Origin of the sequence: Chamaesiphon sp. VAR_48_metabat_135_sub (assembly GCF_031418915.1) — a bacterium.
Classification (GTDB): Bacteria; Cyanobacteriota; Cyanobacteriia; order Cyanobacteriales; family Chamaesiphonaceae; genus Chamaesiphon.
Genome location: NZ_JANOJV010000159.1, coordinates 17,767 through 35,648, shown reverse-complemented (window position 1 = coordinate 35,648; position 17,882 = coordinate 17,767). Strand labels below are relative to the sequence as shown.

The window sequence follows — 17,882 nt, the reverse complement described above, 5'->3', positions numbered from 1 at the left end:
TTCTACTATACCTAGATGCGGAACCTGTGTCCAAGAATTAGGGGTTAGGGATTAGGGTTTAGGTGTTAGGTAAATCTAACAAAGAATTAAAGTTCAGTACCTAAAACCCAAGACCCTAAAGACTTAAAGCCTAAAACCTAAAGCCTAATCATTTATGACTGTTAACTTTATCGAAACTAGCTCGGCGAAACAGGATTCAACACCATTGAGTTGGACGAATGTCTTCTTTTTTGGATCGTTTCATCTGATTGCATTATCAGCACCGTGGTATTTTAATTGGTCGGCATTGGGCGCGGCAATTTTCCTACATTGGTTATTTGGATCGATCGGGATTTGTCTGGGATTTCACCGTTTGCTGACACATCGCAGTTTCCAGGTGCCTAAACCACTAGAGTATGTATTTGCCACCCTCGGCGCGTTAGCACTCCAAGGTGGGCCGATTTTCTGGGTAGCTGGGCATCGTCAGCACCATCTATATACCGAAGATTGGGATAAAGATCCTTACTCAGCAAAACGTGGGTTTTGGTGGAGTCATATGTTATGGATTTTCTACCCCAAGGCAAACTTTTTCAACATTGATGAATACAAACGCGCCGCGCCAGATTTAGCTAAAGATGCTTATTACCGTTGGCTCGATAAGTACTTCCTGTTCCTCCAAATCCCTGTTGGCTTGTTACTATACGCTCTGGGTGGTTGGTCGTTTGTAATTTATGGTGTATTTGTCCGTGCGGTGATTCTATGGCATAGCACCTGGCTGATCAATTCAGCTAGTCACATGTGGGGCTATCGGGCACATGAATCAGATGATAATTCCCGAAATCTTTGGTGGGCGGCATTATTAACCTATGGTGAAGGTTGGCACAATAATCATCATGCGTATCCTAATGTTGCTAAAGGCGGCTGGGCATGGTGGGAGATTGATATGACTTGGTGGTCGATTCAATTATTACAAAAACTTGGTTTAGCTCGTCGGGTGATTTTACCACCTACAGATTAAGTTAATAGTTGAGCTTCAAAACGAATATTACCCAAAAAGGGCATCCCTATAGATATGTTATGGGGGTGCCCTTTTTGGGTGCCGATCGGTGCAAGATGTGAGAATATTTAGTCGATCGAAGATACGCGAGGTAAAATATCTTCAGATATCGATCGAGGGTGTGACCGAATGACTGAGATCCAGGCTGTGCTATGTGGTTATTATGGCAAAGGCAACGGTGGCGATGAAGCCTTGCTAATAGCGATGTTGGAGATGTTACCACCAACGGTGAAACCGCTAGTATTGTCAGCAAATCCTCGCGCTACTTCTAAAAGTTATGGAGTCAAAAGTTGCGATCGGATGAATAGTGGCTCGGTACTTCGCGCCCTTAAAGAGTCCCAAGTTTTAATCTTAGGTGGCGGGAGTTTGATTCAAGATGCGACAAGTATGCGCAATTCGATCTATTATGGGGGACTAATTGGATTAGCGCGACAGTTCGGACTTCAAACGATCGCGATCGCTCAAGGGATTGGCCCGCTCAACCAGCCCCTAACTCGTTGGATTGCCAAACGTGCCTTTGAGAATTGTACGGCTTTAAGTGTGCGAGATCCAGCCTCAGCCGCCTTACTCGCCCAGTGGGGGATATCCAGTGAGATTGCGCCCGATCCCGTGTGGAGTCTAGGGGCTACTCCCGTCCCCGAAATTGCGAATATTTCCAGCCCGAAAATCGCCCTTACCTTGCGATCGCATCCTCAATTGACTAATCAGCGTTTAGATGCCGTCACCCAAGCCTTGGTGGACTTACAAGCCGCCACTGGCGGTCATGTTTTACTCGTTCCGTTCCAACCAACTACAGATATGGATATCGCCGAGCAAATTCGGGCAGAATTGACCGATAATAGTCAAGTCGTCACACTCTCCGATCCCAAACAACTTAAAGGTTTATTTCAAGGAGTAGATTTGGCGATCGGGATGCGGTATCACAGTTTAATTATGGCAGCAGCAGAGGGCTGTAAATGTTGGGCGATCGGTTACGATCCAAAAGTTAGTAAACTAATGACAGAAATTGATATCCCTGGCTGGGAACTAGCGGATATCCCCACAGATCCAGGTGTCATTACTCAAGCTTGGAAACAACACCTCGAAACAGGCACAGCACTCAGTGCCAAATCGCGCCAATCTCTCCATCAAAAATCTCTCGCCCACCAAGATTTACTAGCTACTGCAATTAGTAAAATTCAAGGTTAATCGCCTCTACATAACCCAAAAGAAAGGGTTTTATTTCTCTAGTTTTCCTATCGGTCGAAGCATCAGTTTCAACTTTCAACTTTCAACTATTTAATAGCCATCTACCTCATCCATCCTGCCATGTCCCCAGCAGCAAATAATCCTAACGATCTTGGTGCAGCTTCTCAAACTAAGGATCGAGCTACTTCAAACCATCCTGTAGAGACCATCTATACCACAGTTGAATCGCAACAAGATCGCACTGACTGGTTGACAGTTGTTAGCAATCTTCGGCAAATCAATCGTCAATTAGTCGAGGAAATTGCTAGATTAGAACAATCTTTAGCATCTGCAAAACAGTCATTACATACTAAAAAAGAAGAAAATCAGGTTCATGAAATTACCATTTTACAACAACAAGATGAATTAAGAATAGCTCATGATCGAGTCGGTGCATTATTTCAACAACTAGAGACTTCCCATCAAATCGGTCAACGCCAACAAACCCTCATCGAAACCCTTTCTCAGCAACTAGAAATTACTAAAACGATTGTCCCTCAAATCGAAGCAGAACACGAAGAACTCTGCCAAAAATATCAGCAGCAATCCCAAAAATTAACCAAAACCGAACAAGTGGCGATCGAACTTCATCGTCGCCTGAAACTGCAAACAAACTCGATTGGTAAAGAAACTGCCGCCATAACTGCAAATATTATTCCAGCATCTGCAACAACACCATCAATCGAGATAACTTCAGCTACTGAGACTTTCGCTCCCGAAACCAGTAGTAAAACATCGATATTAACCCTCTTTACCCCAACATCAGAAATGCTCTTCCAGAGAGATATCGATCCACCCACACCCGATCTATCGCCGCTAGAAACAGCTATTTGTGATTCAGACATCTCTGCTGCTGAAATCGATCCCTCACCACCTCTAGCACCACTCCAGATGTCTGACATTGCAACCCCCAAATGGATTCCATCCGCTCTAACACCTTCAAGTAAAACCATCTTACCTCCACCCAAGCTATCTAAGACAATAAGCTGGCGCGAAGCAATTCGCCAAGACAGAGACACGGCCAATGCCAGCAACAATTATGACGATCGTACTCTAGAAACATCTCAGATTTCCACACATCCATCTCCAGAAACTATTCATAAAGAAAGTATCCCAATCGCAGATCCGATCGCTAAATCCTCCCCTAATTGGCCAGCACCAACAGTCAATCGCGATTCTCTTCAGCATGGCACATCCGAGCGAAAAATCGATCTACCCAAATTTCCTAAAAATAAGAAAGTTGAAAATTGATAGATGTAGGGTGTGTTAGGCGTAGCCGTAACGCACATTGAACGCTGCTCCATAAATTAAAAAAATGGTTCTGTCACGACAGAACCATTAACTTATCAAAAAGTCAAGATCGAACTCGAAATATCTACCGAACTACACCAGCTTGTGCGGTCATATCGATCGGTTTAAGTAGATACAAGCGGAGTAGCTTTACACCCATCGACGCGATTGTTGGTAAATTCATAATTTTTTTCAAGAACTTAGGTGTGCTGGATTGTGCTGATGCTACTAATTTGAGGTAGTCTGCGGCGCACTCGTCCAAAAGTGGGAAAAATTTTGAATTATCTACATCTAAAATGATGGGAAATACTCGTCCCGCAGTCTTATTTGTTTCTTGGATTACTTCGATATCAAAGTCGCGGCTATTCATACCTAAAATCCCGTAGAATTTGCTTTCTCGATCTCGGAGATACATCGTAGCAAATACAGCCAAGAGGAAGAACCGACACCAGAGTTTTGCTCTGGTGTCATTTAATAACTGGGGTTGTCCACGCATCACTGCATCGAAGAAATCACCATGACGGTTCTCGTCTTGGCACCAATTATCAAAGAAATGGAAGATCGGATAAATTCGATGTTCGGGATTTGCTTCTAAGTGCTGGAAAATCTTGATATATCGCCAGTAACCAATCTTCTCCGATAGGTACACTGAGTAGAAGATAAATTTAGGTTTGAAGAAGGTGTAATTGTGATTTTGAGTGAGAAAGCCTAAATCGAGCGAGAGTCCAAAGTCAGACATCGCTTTGTTGAGAAAGCCAGCATGACGCGCTTCATCCCGCGATAGCAGGTTAAAGCCTTCAGCTAAAAGCGGATTCTTGTGCTTGAGCTTACGACTGAGTTCTTTGTAGAGCAAGAATCCAGAAAATTCAGAAGTGCAAGAGCTTTCGAGAAACTCGATAAATATCTGACGGGTTTCCGCTGGGATATCGTCCCAAGACCTGTCGAATTTTTCATCTCTGACGAAGTGATTACGGTTATAGTCAATCCGCATTTCTTCGATAATCGCTGCCACCTCATCTTCATTGACAGAGAGATCCATTTTCGCCATCTCTTCAAAGTCGGTGGTGTAGAACCGAGGTGTGAGGAGAGTTTCTTTGGCAGGGCGTTTTACACCTGGTCTGATTTCATCGAAGGATGATGGTTTTGAAACGGAAGTTACCATAATAATTTTTTATAGATAATTCAATCGCGATCGACTCAGGCAACAGTCAGCGCAGCTCGTCGGCACAGCCTCTCCTGTGGAGAAAATCACGTCTTTAGTGCATTTTACCAAGTCTAGACTAGCTCGGCAGCAGTTTTGTGTTAAGAGTTACTAACAATCTCGACCGAAATCAGATAACCTGAAACGCTCTGGGTTCGGGAACAAGTTCACTTTTTGCTTGTCTAGCTTCTACTAGCAAAAGTCGTTATCAATATATAGTTTTGGGTCGGCACGCAAGAGCAGGCAACACTCGATCGCCAGCAGTTACGTTGTGCTGGTTTGACAATGGCACTTTTGGAAATAACATCGTAAAAAGTAAAGGCAATTGATGAACTGCCTTTACAGCGAAGAAATATCTCAGATCGATCGACACCGCTTTGGCAAATGCTATGACAGCCTTCGATTTACACCTTGGTGGTAGATTTTAGTCTCTTTCTCATCCGCAAGGCTGATGTACCACCAACAATTGTCCCAATAATGCTAAATGGTTCTGGCACTTCTTGGGCAACTGCTTCAACAGTATAGTTAGGAAATCCTGGATTCGCCAATCTCGTATCGGAAAAACCAAAGACAAGTGATGCAGTTGGTACGATATCGGCACCATTTTCAAACGAAGATCCGGCACTATTCGATAGATCGAAAGTTGCACTGTTAGTATTTGTAGTTGCTGAAAAAATAGAACCAGCTTTTATATTAAGCTTGATACCATTGGTGAAAGCAAACTGCAAGTTATTTGTCAGTTCATATGTCCGCGATCCGCCTAAAGCACTCTGGAATGCAAAATTTCCAACAGGACTATTGATAGCATAACCACCAAGAGTAGGAAAATATGGTGCTACGCCAAACTCGTCACTAGCCAAGGAAACATCTGCTGACAGGCTGGTGTTGAAAGTGAGATTAAAGGATTGGGAATTTCTCGCAGCGGTATAGAAAGCTGATGTTCCGCCGTCAAAATTTAGTGCTCCATGATGAAATTCAACTGCTTGAGCGGATGCGACAGGGAAAATCGCCACAACACCAACCGCAATGCTACCGATAGCAAATAGTCGATTTAGAGTTGGAGCAGCTTCAAAAGAAAATTGTGTCTTCATTGTATGAATTTTCGTTAGGTAGTGCATAAATCCTCAGCGCAAAATAGTACTTTTTATTACAAAAAAATATATTTTTAACTGTATGGATCTATAAAATCAGTATTCCCAGATTTTTGAATAAGGCTCGATCTGAAAAGATTCGATCGAACAATGGTTGAAAGTAGCTTGAATAGAGAAATTGACTACAGATAAAAGTATAGCTATGGGGTAGAGTTTCGGTGTTGCTGCGGCAGCTAGCTGATTTTCGCCATTCTGGTAATCGATCGAATATCTGGAAATTGATGGGTATTATTAAAATATAGTTTTTGAGTGCGATCGTGTGAACAATTTTCGACAGGCTGCAACTGCTGGGGAGTTCTTAATTACAGCGGAAGTTGCGCCGCCCAAAGGTGGAAACGTAGCTCATATGGTAGAGATGGCGAGCTGTTTGAAAGGGCGCGTTCATGCTGTCAATATTACCGATGGCAGTCGAGCTGTGATGAGAATGTCCCCATTTGCAGCATCTTTAATCTTGCTCCAACATGGAATCGAACCAGTTTGTCAGTTTGCTTGTCGAGATCGCAATCGGATTGGACTTCAGGGTGATTTATTAGGTGCCCATGCGCTAGGCATTCACAATATTTTAGCTCTCACTGGCGACCCGATGAAGGTGGGCGATTATCCCAATGCTAAGGCTGTATTCGACCTAGAAGCAGTAAGACTGTTGAAAATCATTAATAATCTTAATCACGGCTTGGATGGCAACGATCAGCCATTGCCAGACGGTGCTGTGGACTTATTTGCAGGCGCGGCGGTAGATCCCCAATCCAAAAGCAAATCGGGTTTAGAGCGGCGATTCGAGCAGAAAATTGCCGCAGGTGCGCAATTTTTTCAGAGTCAGTTAATTTCTGATTTTGATGTGCTTGAAAAATTTATGCACCAGATTGCGAGTAGTTATCAAAAGCCTGTACTGGCGGGAATTTTTCTGCTCAAGTCTGCCAAAAATGCCGAATTTATCAACCGTTGCGTCCCAGGCGTAGATATCCCTCAACATATCATCGATCGCTTGGCTCGATCGTCAACACCGCTACAAGAGGGAATAAAAATTGCCGCAGAACAGGTGCAGTTAGCCAGTCAAATCTGTCAGGGTGTCCACCTGATGGCTATCAAGCGGGAAGATCTAATTCCCCAAATTCTCGATTTAGCTGGCATCAATCCGATCTAGGGGATAGGGGATAGGGAATAGGGGATAGTGGATGGTGGATAGTGAATTTGGACGCAAGCGTCCCCCTTTCCCTCAAATCCCGAATCCCGAATCCCCAATCCCGAATCCCCAATCCCCTATCCCCAATCCCCAATCCCTAACTCCACCGATAGTATTTTTCGATAAATTTTCACGAAAATGAGATCTCTAGCCACTCTTGGGGAACAGTAGATTAAGTATCTTAATATACATCCGATACTCGCGCGCTAACGCTTTCTAAAAGACTGTCCCATCAGCTCACTCCCGTTTATTTTTGTATGAGTTTTAATTTTGCATATCTATCTGGAGGTAGACTATACCTTAAATTGGGTCAAGCCACTGTCCAATCCATTGCCAGTGAATTTGGGCAAGCTGCGCAGCAGCGAGGATTCCAGATGCAGCGTCGTAATAACTGGAAGCAAAAGAGTCTGACAGCAAATTTTATGTCAGGGGGGATGTCGGGAGATGTGCAACAGGATCGATCGATCGTCCCAGTTGCCGTACAAGGAGTTTGTCCAACTAGTGCCGATCGATTAATATACACTCTCGAAGCTGGAGAAATTGGCGGGATATTTACGCTAGAACGTTTTGCCGCGCCCCATCGCGTTGGTGCGATCGAGAATCTGTCGCTGAACGCAACCTCTACCCTTGAGTACCGCCAGCAAACCAGAGAAAAAAGATTATTTCACAGTGCCAATTTCAAAGTCGATCGCATTGATTTTCATCCAGATTATCAGTTAATTGCCTGTGCCACGATCGGTAAAGATGGCACGGCAAATATTGCGATGATGCCAGTTAATGGCGTACATCTAGAAGAGGTAACTGAAGGTGACTCGATCGATCTCGCGCCTAAATGGATGCCCGGTTTCCGTAAAATCATTGTCTTTCAGTCTGCGGGAATTTGTCGCGATGGCGCAGGTTATATCGTCGAACAGCAGCATTCGACGATCGAGCAACTAGATATTGATAATCGAGAGGTGATTATCCTCGCCAGCGACCCCAAATATGACCTTCTCAGCCCCCAAATGGATGCAGACGGCACACTATACTATATTCGCCGTCCATACCGCCCTCTGCGGCAACGAGTGCTATTTTCGCAAACACTCAAAGACGCACTCCTAATTCCAGTCAAGTTGCTAATCGCAATTTTTGAATGGCTTAATTTCTTCACCCGCCGTTACACTGGAAAATCTTTACTAGCCGTACCCCAAGTTCAACAGGTTCGTCACCAGCAAATGTTATTTTTGGGTAGATGGGTAGATGTCGGTCGTGAAATTGAGCGCAATCACCGATTTGGGGATGCTGATTCACCTGCACTGGTACCCCGTTCGTGGGAACTCGTCAAACAAAAACCCCATCAGGAACCGCAAATTATCGGTCGTGGGGTGTTAGCTTTTGATGTTGGTTTGGATGGTCAGATCGTCTACAGCAATGGTAGTGCTATCTATGGGATCGTCCCTGGCGGTGTCGCCCAGCGATTACTAGTAGATCGACCGATCGAACAGGTAGTTATTCTAGATCGTGAAAATCACCTCAATTAATCGATAAGTCCGTTAAAGTGGCAGCTTTCTTTCCAAATCGAAGAGAAAGCCGTGAATGTATTCTTCAGTCCATTCAGAACCATAAAAGCGATTGAACATGCCTCGGGCGGGATCTTTTTCGGCTCGATACCGGAGATAACGCAATTGAGACTGCTTAATCGCATCTAAAGACTGCGGATCTGTAACAGGTTCGGCTCGATCGACAAAATCTAAATATGCCTGGAGATACTCCTTAAAAGCCCCAAATACATGAGTTTCTACAGCTTCAGTTTCTTTTGGTCTCGTCCACAGAAAAGCGGGAGAGAAAAAGGCACTAGCTTCTTCAGGAAAATCGCCACCCCAAGGTAGATGTTGCTGATATTGCTCGAATATCGGCAGAATTGGGTTGCTATATTTTTCTTGATAGCGGAGATCGTCTCGAAATAATGGTTGCATATCCAAGGCGATGAGATGTCCGCCAGGGAGAGTAACTAAATCCGCACCAAAGAAGGGTAGATCGTAGTTCAGGTGTGGGAAAATGACGAAATTTAATACCTGGAGCGCACTACCTCCTTCGACGTGAGCGGCGCGGATTTGGCGCAGTTTAGGAGCCTGATAACCATAACTGGTCGTGACGACTTCATTTTCCTGTTTACCCTTACCAACAATCGCCGATTTAGTAGCAAACCCTTCAGGAATGGGATAGGGCTGCAAGTCCAACCGCTGCTGTAGTAGTTCGATCGCGTAGTCTAGAAATGGCTGATAAAGTGTCATAAGCAACGGGAAAGGGAAAAGGGAACAGGGAAAAGGGGAAAGGGGAAAGGGGAAAGGATAGATTTTTCATTGCCCATTGCTCCGTTACATCCCCGACTTCTTGAAGAAGTCGGGGATGTGTTCTTAGTTCTTATTTGGCGACAGCGGCGGCTAAAGGCATGGCCTCCTCGAACAAAAATCCATACAAGAATTTTTCCGACCATTCATGTCCGAAATAGCTACTGAATAAGCCCGATGCCGGATCTCGATCGGCACTATATTGGTCGTAATCTTTCTGTGCTTTAGCAATTCGCCCAATGTCAGATGGATCGGTCAGGAGTTCGCTATCTGCGAGCATTTCCCAGTAGAGATTGAGATAATCTTTAAATGCTTCAAATACCCGCGTTTTGACAGTTTCTGGATCGGTTTTAGCAAATAACAGATATTTAGAGAAGTACTGGTTGGCATCATAAAATTTCATTTCCAAATTTTGAGCCAAGTCTGGATACTGTTCGTGTAACTTTTTCAGGGGATGGATATATTTAGTTAGATAAGCCTCATCCTGAAATAACGGCTGAAAGTCCATCACAATTAAATTTTTAACCTGCCCAAAGGAGAGAAAGTCAATCCCTAGCAAAGGCAATTCGGAATTGTGACTGGGATAAATAACACTATTGAAAATTTGGGCACTCGCACCGGCATCGATATATGTATACCGAATTTTCCGAAATTCAGCACACTCATAAGACCAACTCTTAATTGTGGCTGGATTTTTACCGCGCTCGCTTACTTGAGATTCTAATCCAGCCGGAATCGGGCGACTGTGAAGATCGAAGCGTTGAAATAGGGATTGCTCCAAATAGTCCAGAAAAGGTTGATACATAAATTTAGACTCGATGTAAATATTTTGTTAAGGAAAGTCGATCGTAGTAACTAGATTCTAAGTTAGACCCGTTCGTCAAACCTGGTGCGAAAACTGCCATACTTAATCCAGTACTGTTGCAGCGTATGGTGAGGTGTATGTAAACTTGCTTTAGCACGATATAAAATCACCTGACGACGATCGCCCATCCAGATTTTGCCGACTGAATCGACAGCAATTACTGTTCCACCCAATACCTCGATACAATCCCCAAAACGTTCGACTGCGCTAAAATCAACAGTTTCATAAATAAAGAAATTACCCGAATAAATTAAATGTCTGCTGCGAATCCAACATTGCATCTTTTTTTGAGCAATTGGGGGCAGGATACTCACTTTCGTATTAGTTACAGTTTGCTTGTCTATTATTAGTGTATTCATCCAGTTACTACCTTAAATTCGATCCAGCGGTAATTCCAACGCAAAACTTTGACACTTTTCAAATTGTAAATGACCGGAAGTAGACCCCCAAACTTGCTCATGAGTATTTATGTCCATCCCGCGATCTAGACTAAACCAGGTAGTTTCGGTAATCTCTACTTCACTGATCAAATAGGTCATACAACCTTTTTTTTCAATTAAGCATTGATTTCCTGGCTCGACTTTGCCACGAAACAGCTCACCCTCACGATGGAATACCATCGAGCAATGATGACGGCGTTCGATATCCTTTGCAGTAATCGTATTGAGAATCGATAATTCTCTCGCTGCACCTGCATAGCGAATGGGATCGATCAAACTATAATTTTCAATATAAATATCATCCTGCCGAGCTACTACTCGATGCACTCCTTGACGATAAGGTGTCCAGAGATCGTGATCGTAAACCTGTTCAGAATAGAACCCAATCGCGTTAAAAAAATTAAATGGTAAAGGACGAAAAAAAATGTGAATATGGGCAAATTGCTGTGGGTAGTCAAAGGACTGCTGACGATTGCTAAAATCTCCAGCCATCCATTGACAAAGTGCGATTAAATCGGTGTTGTTACCTGAAGTCATAATTGACATTGCGAAATCAATCGATTAGATCGTTAATATCCACAGAGAGTTTTCAAAATTTAGATATATCTGAGATTTATTAAGAACGGAAAAACTTTTACTTGAATCTACTATGTATGAATACTCAAGAGCCTTAATTATCAATTATTTAATGACGATCGAATTTCCGATGAGAAGGATGCTGTGACCACTCCACTCCCCGCACTAGTTTTGATCAGCGAAACCCGAAATCTCAAGTTAGGATTGGCAAACCAGATTCTTTCTTCGGCGGCGGCATTATCGTATGCAGTAATTAATACGAAAGTGCCGTCATCGAGGAAGTGATAATCACCTGCGGCGGCGATGGTTTCAGCATAACCTTGGTCTCGTAGTAATTTACCCCGATTGGGAATCACCGGGTCGGGAACTGGCACTAAGATGGTACTACCCTTGACTTCGGGATTATCTTCATCCCAATCTGACTGTCCCGCCCACTTCATTTGAAAAGGCGATGCGATTAGATCGGGATCGACATTATACGCCTGACAAAGCTCGACTACTGCGGGATTGTCGCTGGAGAGCATGTCAATATCAATAATCGATTGCACTGCCTCAAAATGACTAAAGGCTAAATGATGGGCACTGCGTTGCGATCGCCATTGCCCAATTGACTGCTCGACAAACTGTATAATATCCATCAATATCTCGTACTAAAACCTACCTACCAAAATTATTTTAAACTATTTATTTTTTATTTTGCTTGCCGCCTCGTTTCGATCGATCTGGGTCGGTTTTTTGCGCTGCTTGAGCCAGATTCACCGATGGCGATGGTGCACGAACAGTCGATGCATAAACAGCACTTTCTACTGCTGGTAAGTTAGCTAAAGCAGCAATCGCCGACAACTTAGTAACTTCAACAATTTTACCTCCCGATCTGTGAATGAATTGCATTGTTCGAGATAGTGACGAAAAAGGAACTTTCATCGAGTACGATCCAGATCCAATTCTTAACTGCGATGACATATTAGTCACTTCAATTTTTACCATGCAGTTTAATGTACTATTCAAACCAGAAACGGCACTTATTGTCATATTTTAACTTCCAAAAATAATTAAATTTGCAGTTTATCTCGATATCAATGCTTGAAATTATAACGCAAAAGTTACAATAGCAACCGAACTACTAGTACAAACGACTGGTGGCTCGGTTGTTAATATCAAAACTTAGGCAACTTCAGTAATACTGAGAATTTTGCCACCAGTTTTTTGGATATTTTGAATTTTCTGAGACATTTGGCTATAGCTAACTTCAAAAGTTGCAATGCTTTGAGTTACTCGTGGGCCAAATTTTGCTTTGTTAACTGCAATTCGGAATCGTTTACTAGTATTTGCATAAGCGGCCGCACCACTGGCTGGGAAACCAATTTTGGTAGCAAGATTACCGGCAATATCACCAATTAATTTAGCATTTTTGCTGACTGCATCATAAGCAGCAAAACCGCGATCGAGTGCGAAAGTTCGGTTAAAGTTGACATTTTTGATGCCTACTTGGGTGCGATTCCCCTGAGATTTGGGTACGATATTTTCACCAAAGTTTAAGCCATACTCATCGCTATCAATGTAGGAATTAATTTCTACTTCATAGCCATCTGCATTGTAGCGTTGAACGTGTTCGCTAATTTCAGCTTGGTCTAATGGAGCGCGTCCTAACAGATGTTTGAAATTTAATTCAATAAATCGGTAAGGAGATGATGTTTCAAAAAATAGCGAACGATACAGATCGGATTGAGCGACTGCCCGTATAAATCCCCGTACGCTAATATCGCCATTGCGCAGCATCGATTCCGCACTAGTCAAACGCTGACTTTCCATCACATGGGCATTACCCAAAACTTGACGATAGGCAGCATTGATTACTGCTTGGAGATCATCTTCAGACGCATTATTCCATAGCTCAGTTGCATCGATATTACTAACCCAAAGTGCCATAATAATTGCTCCTTAATTGAAAATTAATTGGTTCGATCGATCGAATTTTATCTAGTTTTTCAACTAGTTTTTTATTCGATAAAATATTTTATGTTATGACCATAGCAATCCTAATTTTTTGCTACAGTAGAGTTCCAACTCAAATGGGCTAAGAGCCTACTCGATCGCCTCAAATTAGGATTGCTACAGTTAATTTAGCGGTAGTTTTAACTTGCTACAATCGAGATTAGATCTACGGTTTTAGACAACTTCAGTAATACTCACAATTTTGCCGCTAGTGCGGTTAATGCGTTGAATTTGTGAAGTCATGTTATCACCAGCAACAATATATTCAGTGGTGCTGCGACGACGTGGACTATCAAATTTAGATCCTGTGACCAAAATCTTGAAAGTTTTCTTGTTCGCTTGGCCAGAACCACCTAAATTGACACTGGCAGCCTTAATCTTATTGCTTGTGCCAACTTGAGCTGATTTAACAGCACTACTGATTTGGGATGGGCCGCGATCCAAGGCAAACATGCGGTTATAAGTCACCTGACTCTGACCGATCTCAGTGCTAGCACCACGATTAGCCGGAACCACGTTTTCACCGAAGAGTGCTTGATACTCATCACTATTGACATAGGAGTCGATTTCGGACTCATAACCTTCAGCTACACACCGAACGATATGCTCGGAAATTTCAGCTTGAGATTGGGGAGCACGACCCAAGAAATGCATGAAATTTAACTCGACAAATCGATAAGGAGCACACTTCTCAAAGTAACGAGAGCGATAGAACTCGGATTGACCTACAGCTCGGACAAACTCACGCACGGAGATTTCTCCACTGGCGAGTTGAGATTCCGCAGAGACCAAGCGTTCGCTGTCCATGACATGGGGATTGCCCAATACTTGCTTGTAGACTGTACGAATAATTGTTTGCACATCATCGGCAGAGTGTACTGCCCAAAGTTCGACTGGTGTCATCGTTGCCATGATCAAATATTTACTCCTTTAAACATTTTTAAACCTGGATGGAATAGCCTTAAACCGCCGTAACGCTGACGATTTTGCCACCCTGTTTGTGAATTCGTTGGTATTCTTGGGAGAGTTTATCGTAGGAAACTAGATAGACTTGATTGCTCTGGCGGAATTTAGAGATATTGTTAAATGCCTTCGCCCGATAACCAGTGACTTCGATCCGATAAACTTTACCGCCTTCACCAGCATTTGTCCCGTGGGCAGAGCGTGAATTAAGAGCGGGAGTGCGGAAGGTAGAGCCAGGGGCGACTACTGCTGTTGCGGTTCCGTTAATAACTAAACCATTCAACTTAGGTGACTTGCCAGATAGGTCTGCTTTGAGAGAGCTGGTAGAAGCACCCCGTACCATTTGGAATGTATGAGTAAAGCCCACCATATGGGTGATTGCTTCAGTCTTGTAACCACGGATGTAGGGTACGATGTCTTCTCCAAATGTATTTTGATACTCGTCGCTATCAACATAAGAGTCAATTTCCGAGTCAAAGTTACCAGCATCTAAGATGGCACTATGAGCTTTCATTTCGTCGTAGCTGTTGGGCGCACGTCCGAGGAAATGGCGGAAGTTTAGCTCGACAAACCGATAGCGAGGACAATCGGCAAAGCGAGATTGATACAGGTCAGATTTGCCCACAGCGCGGACAAATTCCCGCACGCTCAGTTCGCCGCGTTTGAATTGGGATTCGGGAACGGCTAACCGCTCGCTTTCCATGACGTAGGCGTTGCCTAGTACTTGTCTGTACACAGCGGAAATCAGGGTGTCGATTTCTTCGTTAGAGCGACCTGGTAGCCATTCTTGGGGTGGGGTTTCGTCAAATAGACTAACCCCTAAGCGCGATGCTGGTCCAAAAGTCATTAAATCCAATCTCCTAATAAACGAAAAGAGTTTAACAAGGATGCCAGAACAGTGTGGAATTCAATTGTCTAGAACCCGAAATTTGGTTCACGCTCATGTCACTAACCACTCAAATCAGACATCCTCTGAGAGTAATTGTCTCAAATTGTTAAAATAATTATGAATTTCTTGAGGCAGTAAAGTAAAGAGTTTTAATGGGCTGTGTGCTAAGTGTTAGGGTGTAAATATCTCTAGCTCGACCCAACAGCGATGGTTGGCAAGCAGAGTATATTCGTAGGTCGCTAGGGGCCAAAAGCCTTGCTTCACAACCGACCCAAGTTTATTTGACGCACAACTTTTCAATCTAGATCGGGGATCTGGGACAGTCCTCACCAAGGATGAGTAGTATCACTCTTTTGTCAAGAACGTTCATGTCTGCACAAATTATGCACACTCTAAATTCTCATCTAAGAACGATGGTAAAAATATTAAGAATCGTGAAGTTACATTGTCTCGATCGGATACATAAAGCCAAAAATCCCTAGCTCATGAGCTATTTCCTGATGGTAGGCGATCGAGCGTCGGGAGTTAAATTTAAGGGTTGCTGAGTTGAGAGATGAAAGAGGGGAAAGTGTGGGGATGGAACAGGGGTGAATGGAGAGATCGATGGGCTACAAGACGGAAAAATCAGATCGTCAATTAGCAACATTAAATGAATTACAGATCGATCGGCAAGGCCACTTTAAAGATACTATCGGTAGGCTTCTGAGCAATGGTTGCTTCCCAATTGATGCCTTCCAAGAATCGATCGCCACTGGCTGTTTCAACTACATCGACTCCCCATTCACCAGGTTGAAGGGCATCGGGATCTGGACTCGTTGGCGGTGTAGTCTTCACACCACCGAGGATGAGAATGTCAGCTCGCTTCCCGGTGGCTTGCTGGCGATGCTGGGCAAGAATGCTGGCACATTCCGCGCCAACATCAACAGGTGATATATCGATCGGAAATAAAATCTCGACAATCCAGTGGGGATGGTTGATGAGCCGACAGTGGATCTGGGGATTACTAGTCAACCCAGTATTAAAAATCGCCGCAAATTCTGTCCGACTCAGGGCGGCTAAACGGCCATCGGTGATATCAAAATTATGGGAAAACAACATCCGTCCTCGATCGAGATTATCCACATTGCCTCACTTTCGATCTAAAATAGCTGGAATTCCCCAGCGGTCAACAGATACATTACCACTGTTCGATCGCCGATCGCCGATCGAGTTAAAATATCCATGCACAACGAACGAATTAAATCCACGATCGATCGCCTGAGTCAGGATAACGAGCAGATCTTCGCCGCATTAGCCGCTGGGCAATCTGGTAGTTATGCCGACTTATACCAAGTCGATTTGAGTGGTAGAAATTTGCCGCAAGTCGATTTGCGACAGGCGACACTGATTAGAGCCAATCTCAGTCAGACAGATTTCGCTGGAGCGAATTTCGCGCAGGCAGATTTACGCGGAGCCAGTCTCGATCGATCTAAATTAAAAGATGCTAACTTAACAGGAGCTTGTTTGGCTCGGGTAGATCTGAGTGGGGCGGATTTGACTGGCGCGGATTTAACTGATGCAAAATTGCAGGGGGTAAGATACGATCGGCATACCACTTTTCCCGACAATTTTAACTATAAATCTTCTGGCGCGATCGGCCCAGGTGCAAGGTTAAATGGTGCCCAACTGAATACCGCCAATTTGCGTTACATCGACTTACAGGATGCGAGCTTACTCGGTGCTTATTTAGGTGGAGCCGATCTCACCGGAGCTAATCTCCAAGGGGCGCGATTGAGTCAATCTGACTTACGACGAGCATTTTTGACGGGAGTTTGTTTGCGAAATGCTGGTTTGAATGCAGCCAACTTGGCGGGAGCAGACTTGAGAGCAGCAGATCTGACAGATATTGAATTCGATCGATTGGAAAGCATTGCTGGCGCAGATTTTAGCCATGTTCGCGGACTGACTGATGAGATGCGATCTCGTTTACTCAATTATCCTCCCTCAGAACTAGAAACCTATAATTCCTTTACCCGCAATACAACTGGAGCCAGCTTAGAAATATAGAGTAGGGGAGTAAGGGGGTAAGAAACCCCCACACTCCCAGACCCCCACACTCCCACACTCCCACACTCCCACACTCCCACACCTACACCCATGATATTTACGCCACCAATGACGATGATGGACTTCTTCACCAAAAGTGAAGGGATGTGGTTTACCCAGCGAAATGTCCATCACTTTGATTCTTCTGGGGATGAATCAGGAGAATCAAATCTCTACATTTCCGTTGTCGCGCAAACAGATCCGCGTGTCGCCACCGTCTGCACTCAACAGGATGTCGATCCAGCTCAGGCTTCTGGTGGAGCTAGTTTCATGTGGCAAGCCAATGAAGATCGCGGGGAGCCAAATCCAGAACAAGCTGCGGTGTTAATCGATATTCCTGATGATAAGTCGCGTCGATCGGGTAAACTGATTCGCAACCAGGGTTATGTCGAAAAAATTCCTGTAGTCAGCCGTTATTGGTTCGGTCAAGATGGGATTTTGACGATCGATACTGACTATGACAACAATCAGGGACAAGAACGTTGCTGGTTTATCACCGATGATTTTCGCGTGCGAGTAAGTACCGTGCGGATGCTCAATGGTGTGTATTTGATGACCTACTGTTCGGAGCGGCGGTGTGTTACGGAGGCAGCTTTACAACAGTTGAAAGTTGAAAGCTTGCACTGAGCATAGCCAAAGTGTTGAAAGTGA

20 protein-coding genes and 1 pseudogene are annotated in these 17,882 nt (G+C 44.0%); 9 read left to right on the top strand and 12 right to left on the bottom strand.

The features are described 5' to 3' along the window. Positions 1–154 precede the first annotated feature (154 nt). The 3 genes from RMO55_RS11495 (at position 155) to RMO55_RS11485 (ending at position 3,514) form a co-directional block, all read left to right on the top strand. Positions 155–997 (top strand): fatty acid desaturase, encoded by an 843-nt coding sequence (locus RMO55_RS11495; RefSeq protein ID WP_310426663.1) that lies wholly within the window; start codon positions 155–157, stop codon positions 995–997. A 168-nt stretch (positions 998–1,165) separates the two neighbouring features. After that, a complete protein-coding gene (gene csaB, locus RMO55_RS11490) occupies positions 1,166–2,224 on the top strand; it encodes a polysaccharide pyruvyl transferase CsaB (RefSeq protein ID WP_310426662.1) in 1,059 nt (352 codons plus the stop codon). 120 nt (positions 2,225–2,344) lie between these two features. Continuing rightward, positions 2,345–3,514, top strand: coding sequence for a hypothetical protein (locus RMO55_RS11485; protein ID WP_310426661.1), 1,170 nt, complete (start codon positions 2,345–2,347; stop codon positions 3,512–3,514). Between the two features lie 124 nt (positions 3,515–3,638). On the opposite strand, the gene acsF is transcribed toward RMO55_RS11485, so the two are convergent. After that, positions 3,639–4,715 carry a magnesium-protoporphyrin IX monomethyl ester (oxidative) cyclase gene (gene acsF / locus RMO55_RS11480; protein WP_310426659.1) on the bottom strand — a complete coding sequence of 359 codons (1,077 nt, stop codon included), beginning with the start codon at positions 4,713–4,715 and terminating at the stop codon, positions 3,639–3,641. Between the two features lie 261 nt (positions 4,716–4,976). On the opposite strand from acsF, the pseudogene RMO55_RS22245 reads away from it, so the two are divergent. Further along, positions 4,977–5,066, top strand: a pseudogene (locus RMO55_RS22245) (Clp protease ClpS); the annotation flags it as partial. 92 nt (positions 5,067–5,158) lie between these two features. Here the strand turns inward: RMO55_RS22245 and RMO55_RS11475 are convergent. Beyond that, positions 5,159–5,845, bottom strand: a complete 687-nt coding sequence (locus RMO55_RS11475) for a hypothetical protein (RefSeq protein WP_310426657.1) — start codon at positions 5,843–5,845, stop codon at positions 5,159–5,161. Between the two features lie 319 nt (positions 5,846–6,164). On the opposite strand from RMO55_RS11475, the gene RMO55_RS11470 reads away from it, so the two are divergent. After that, positions 6,165–7,049, top strand: coding sequence for a methylenetetrahydrofolate reductase (locus tag RMO55_RS11470; RefSeq protein WP_310426656.1), 885 nt, complete (start codon positions 6,165–6,167; stop codon positions 7,047–7,049). A gap of 296 nt (positions 7,050–7,345) precedes the next feature. After that, positions 7,346–8,608 (top strand): hypothetical protein, encoded by a 1,263-nt coding sequence (locus RMO55_RS11465; protein ID WP_310426654.1) that lies wholly within the window; start codon positions 7,346–7,348, stop codon positions 8,606–8,608. 12 nt (positions 8,609–8,620) lie between these two features. Here the strand turns inward: RMO55_RS11465 and RMO55_RS11460 are convergent, their stop codons facing one another. From RMO55_RS11460 to RMO55_RS11435, 6 genes are all read right to left on the bottom strand, one after another. Further along, positions 8,621–9,361, bottom strand: a complete 741-nt coding sequence (locus tag RMO55_RS11460; protein WP_310426652.1) for a phycoerythrobilin:ferredoxin oxidoreductase — start codon at positions 9,359–9,361, stop codon at positions 8,621–8,623. A gap of 130 nt (positions 9,362–9,491) precedes the next feature. Beyond that, positions 9,492–10,223, bottom strand: coding sequence for a 15,16-dihydrobiliverdin:ferredoxin oxidoreductase (locus RMO55_RS11455; protein WP_310426650.1), 732 nt, complete (start codon positions 10,221–10,223; stop codon positions 9,492–9,494). 62 nt (positions 10,224–10,285) lie between these two features. Continuing rightward, positions 10,286–10,642 carry a CpeR family transcriptional regulator gene (locus RMO55_RS11450; RefSeq protein WP_310426648.1) on the bottom strand — a complete coding sequence of 119 codons (357 nt, stop codon included), beginning with the start codon at positions 10,640–10,642 and terminating at the stop codon, positions 10,286–10,288. A 12-nt stretch (positions 10,643–10,654) separates the two neighbouring features. Beyond that, positions 10,655–11,260 carry a chromophore lyase CpcT/CpeT gene (locus RMO55_RS11445; RefSeq protein ID WP_310426647.1) on the bottom strand — a complete coding sequence of 202 codons (606 nt, stop codon included), beginning with the start codon at positions 11,258–11,260 and terminating at the stop codon, positions 10,655–10,657. Between the two features lie 140 nt (positions 11,261–11,400). After that, positions 11,401–11,937: a phycobiliprotein lyase gene (locus RMO55_RS11440; RefSeq protein ID WP_310426646.1), complete on the bottom strand. Its 537-nt coding sequence runs from the start codon at positions 11,935–11,937 to the stop codon at positions 11,401–11,403. A 46-nt stretch (positions 11,938–11,983) separates the two neighbouring features. After that, positions 11,984–12,223, bottom strand: a complete 240-nt coding sequence (locus tag RMO55_RS11435) for a phycobilisome linker polypeptide (RefSeq protein ID WP_396134272.1) — start codon at positions 12,221–12,223, stop codon at positions 11,984–11,986. On the opposite strand from RMO55_RS11435, the gene RMO55_RS11430 reads away from it, so the two are divergent. Continuing rightward, on the top strand, positions 12,180–12,338 hold the full coding sequence (locus RMO55_RS11430) for a hypothetical protein (protein WP_310426643.1): 159 nt from the start codon (positions 12,180–12,182) through the stop codon (positions 12,336–12,338). The two genes, RMO55_RS11435 and RMO55_RS11430, sit on opposite strands and share 44 nt — an antisense overlap. A gap of 125 nt (positions 12,339–12,463) precedes the next feature. Here the strand turns inward: RMO55_RS11430 and RMO55_RS11425 are convergent, their stop codons facing one another. From RMO55_RS11425 to RMO55_RS11410, 4 genes are all read right to left on the bottom strand, one after another. Beyond that, entirely contained in the window at positions 12,464–13,228 is a 765-nt protein-coding gene (locus tag RMO55_RS11425; RefSeq protein WP_310426641.1) for a phycobilisome rod-core linker polypeptide, read from the bottom strand. Between the two features lie 240 nt (positions 13,229–13,468). After that, positions 13,469–14,206 carry a phycobilisome rod-core linker polypeptide gene (locus tag RMO55_RS11420; RefSeq protein WP_310426640.1) on the bottom strand — a complete coding sequence of 246 codons (738 nt, stop codon included), beginning with the start codon at positions 14,204–14,206 and terminating at the stop codon, positions 13,469–13,471. A gap of 49 nt (positions 14,207–14,255) precedes the next feature. Continuing rightward, the gene (locus RMO55_RS11415) at positions 14,256–15,104 is read right to left on the bottom strand and encodes a phycobilisome linker polypeptide (protein WP_310426638.1); all 849 of its coding nucleotides are present in this window, start codon (positions 15,102–15,104) and stop codon (positions 14,256–14,258) included. A 696-nt stretch (positions 15,105–15,800) separates the two neighbouring features. Continuing rightward, positions 15,801–16,268, bottom strand: a complete 468-nt coding sequence (locus RMO55_RS11410) for a DUF2656 domain-containing protein (protein ID WP_310426636.1) — start codon at positions 16,266–16,268, stop codon at positions 15,801–15,803. A 99-nt stretch (positions 16,269–16,367) separates the two neighbouring features. Here RMO55_RS11410 and RMO55_RS11405 point away from each other — a divergent pair, with 99 nt between their 5' ends. Together RMO55_RS11405 and RMO55_RS11400 are read left to right on the top strand one after the other, a co-directional pair. After that, positions 16,368–17,192: a pentapeptide repeat-containing protein gene (locus RMO55_RS11405; RefSeq protein WP_310426634.1), complete on the top strand. Its 825-nt coding sequence runs from the start codon at positions 16,368–16,370 to the stop codon at positions 17,190–17,192. Between the two features lie 90 nt (positions 17,193–17,282). Further along, positions 17,283–17,858 carry a phycobiliprotein lyase gene (locus RMO55_RS11400; protein ID WP_310426632.1) on the top strand — a complete coding sequence of 192 codons (576 nt, stop codon included), beginning with the start codon at positions 17,283–17,285 and terminating at the stop codon, positions 17,856–17,858. Positions 17,859–17,882 lie beyond the last annotated feature (24 nt).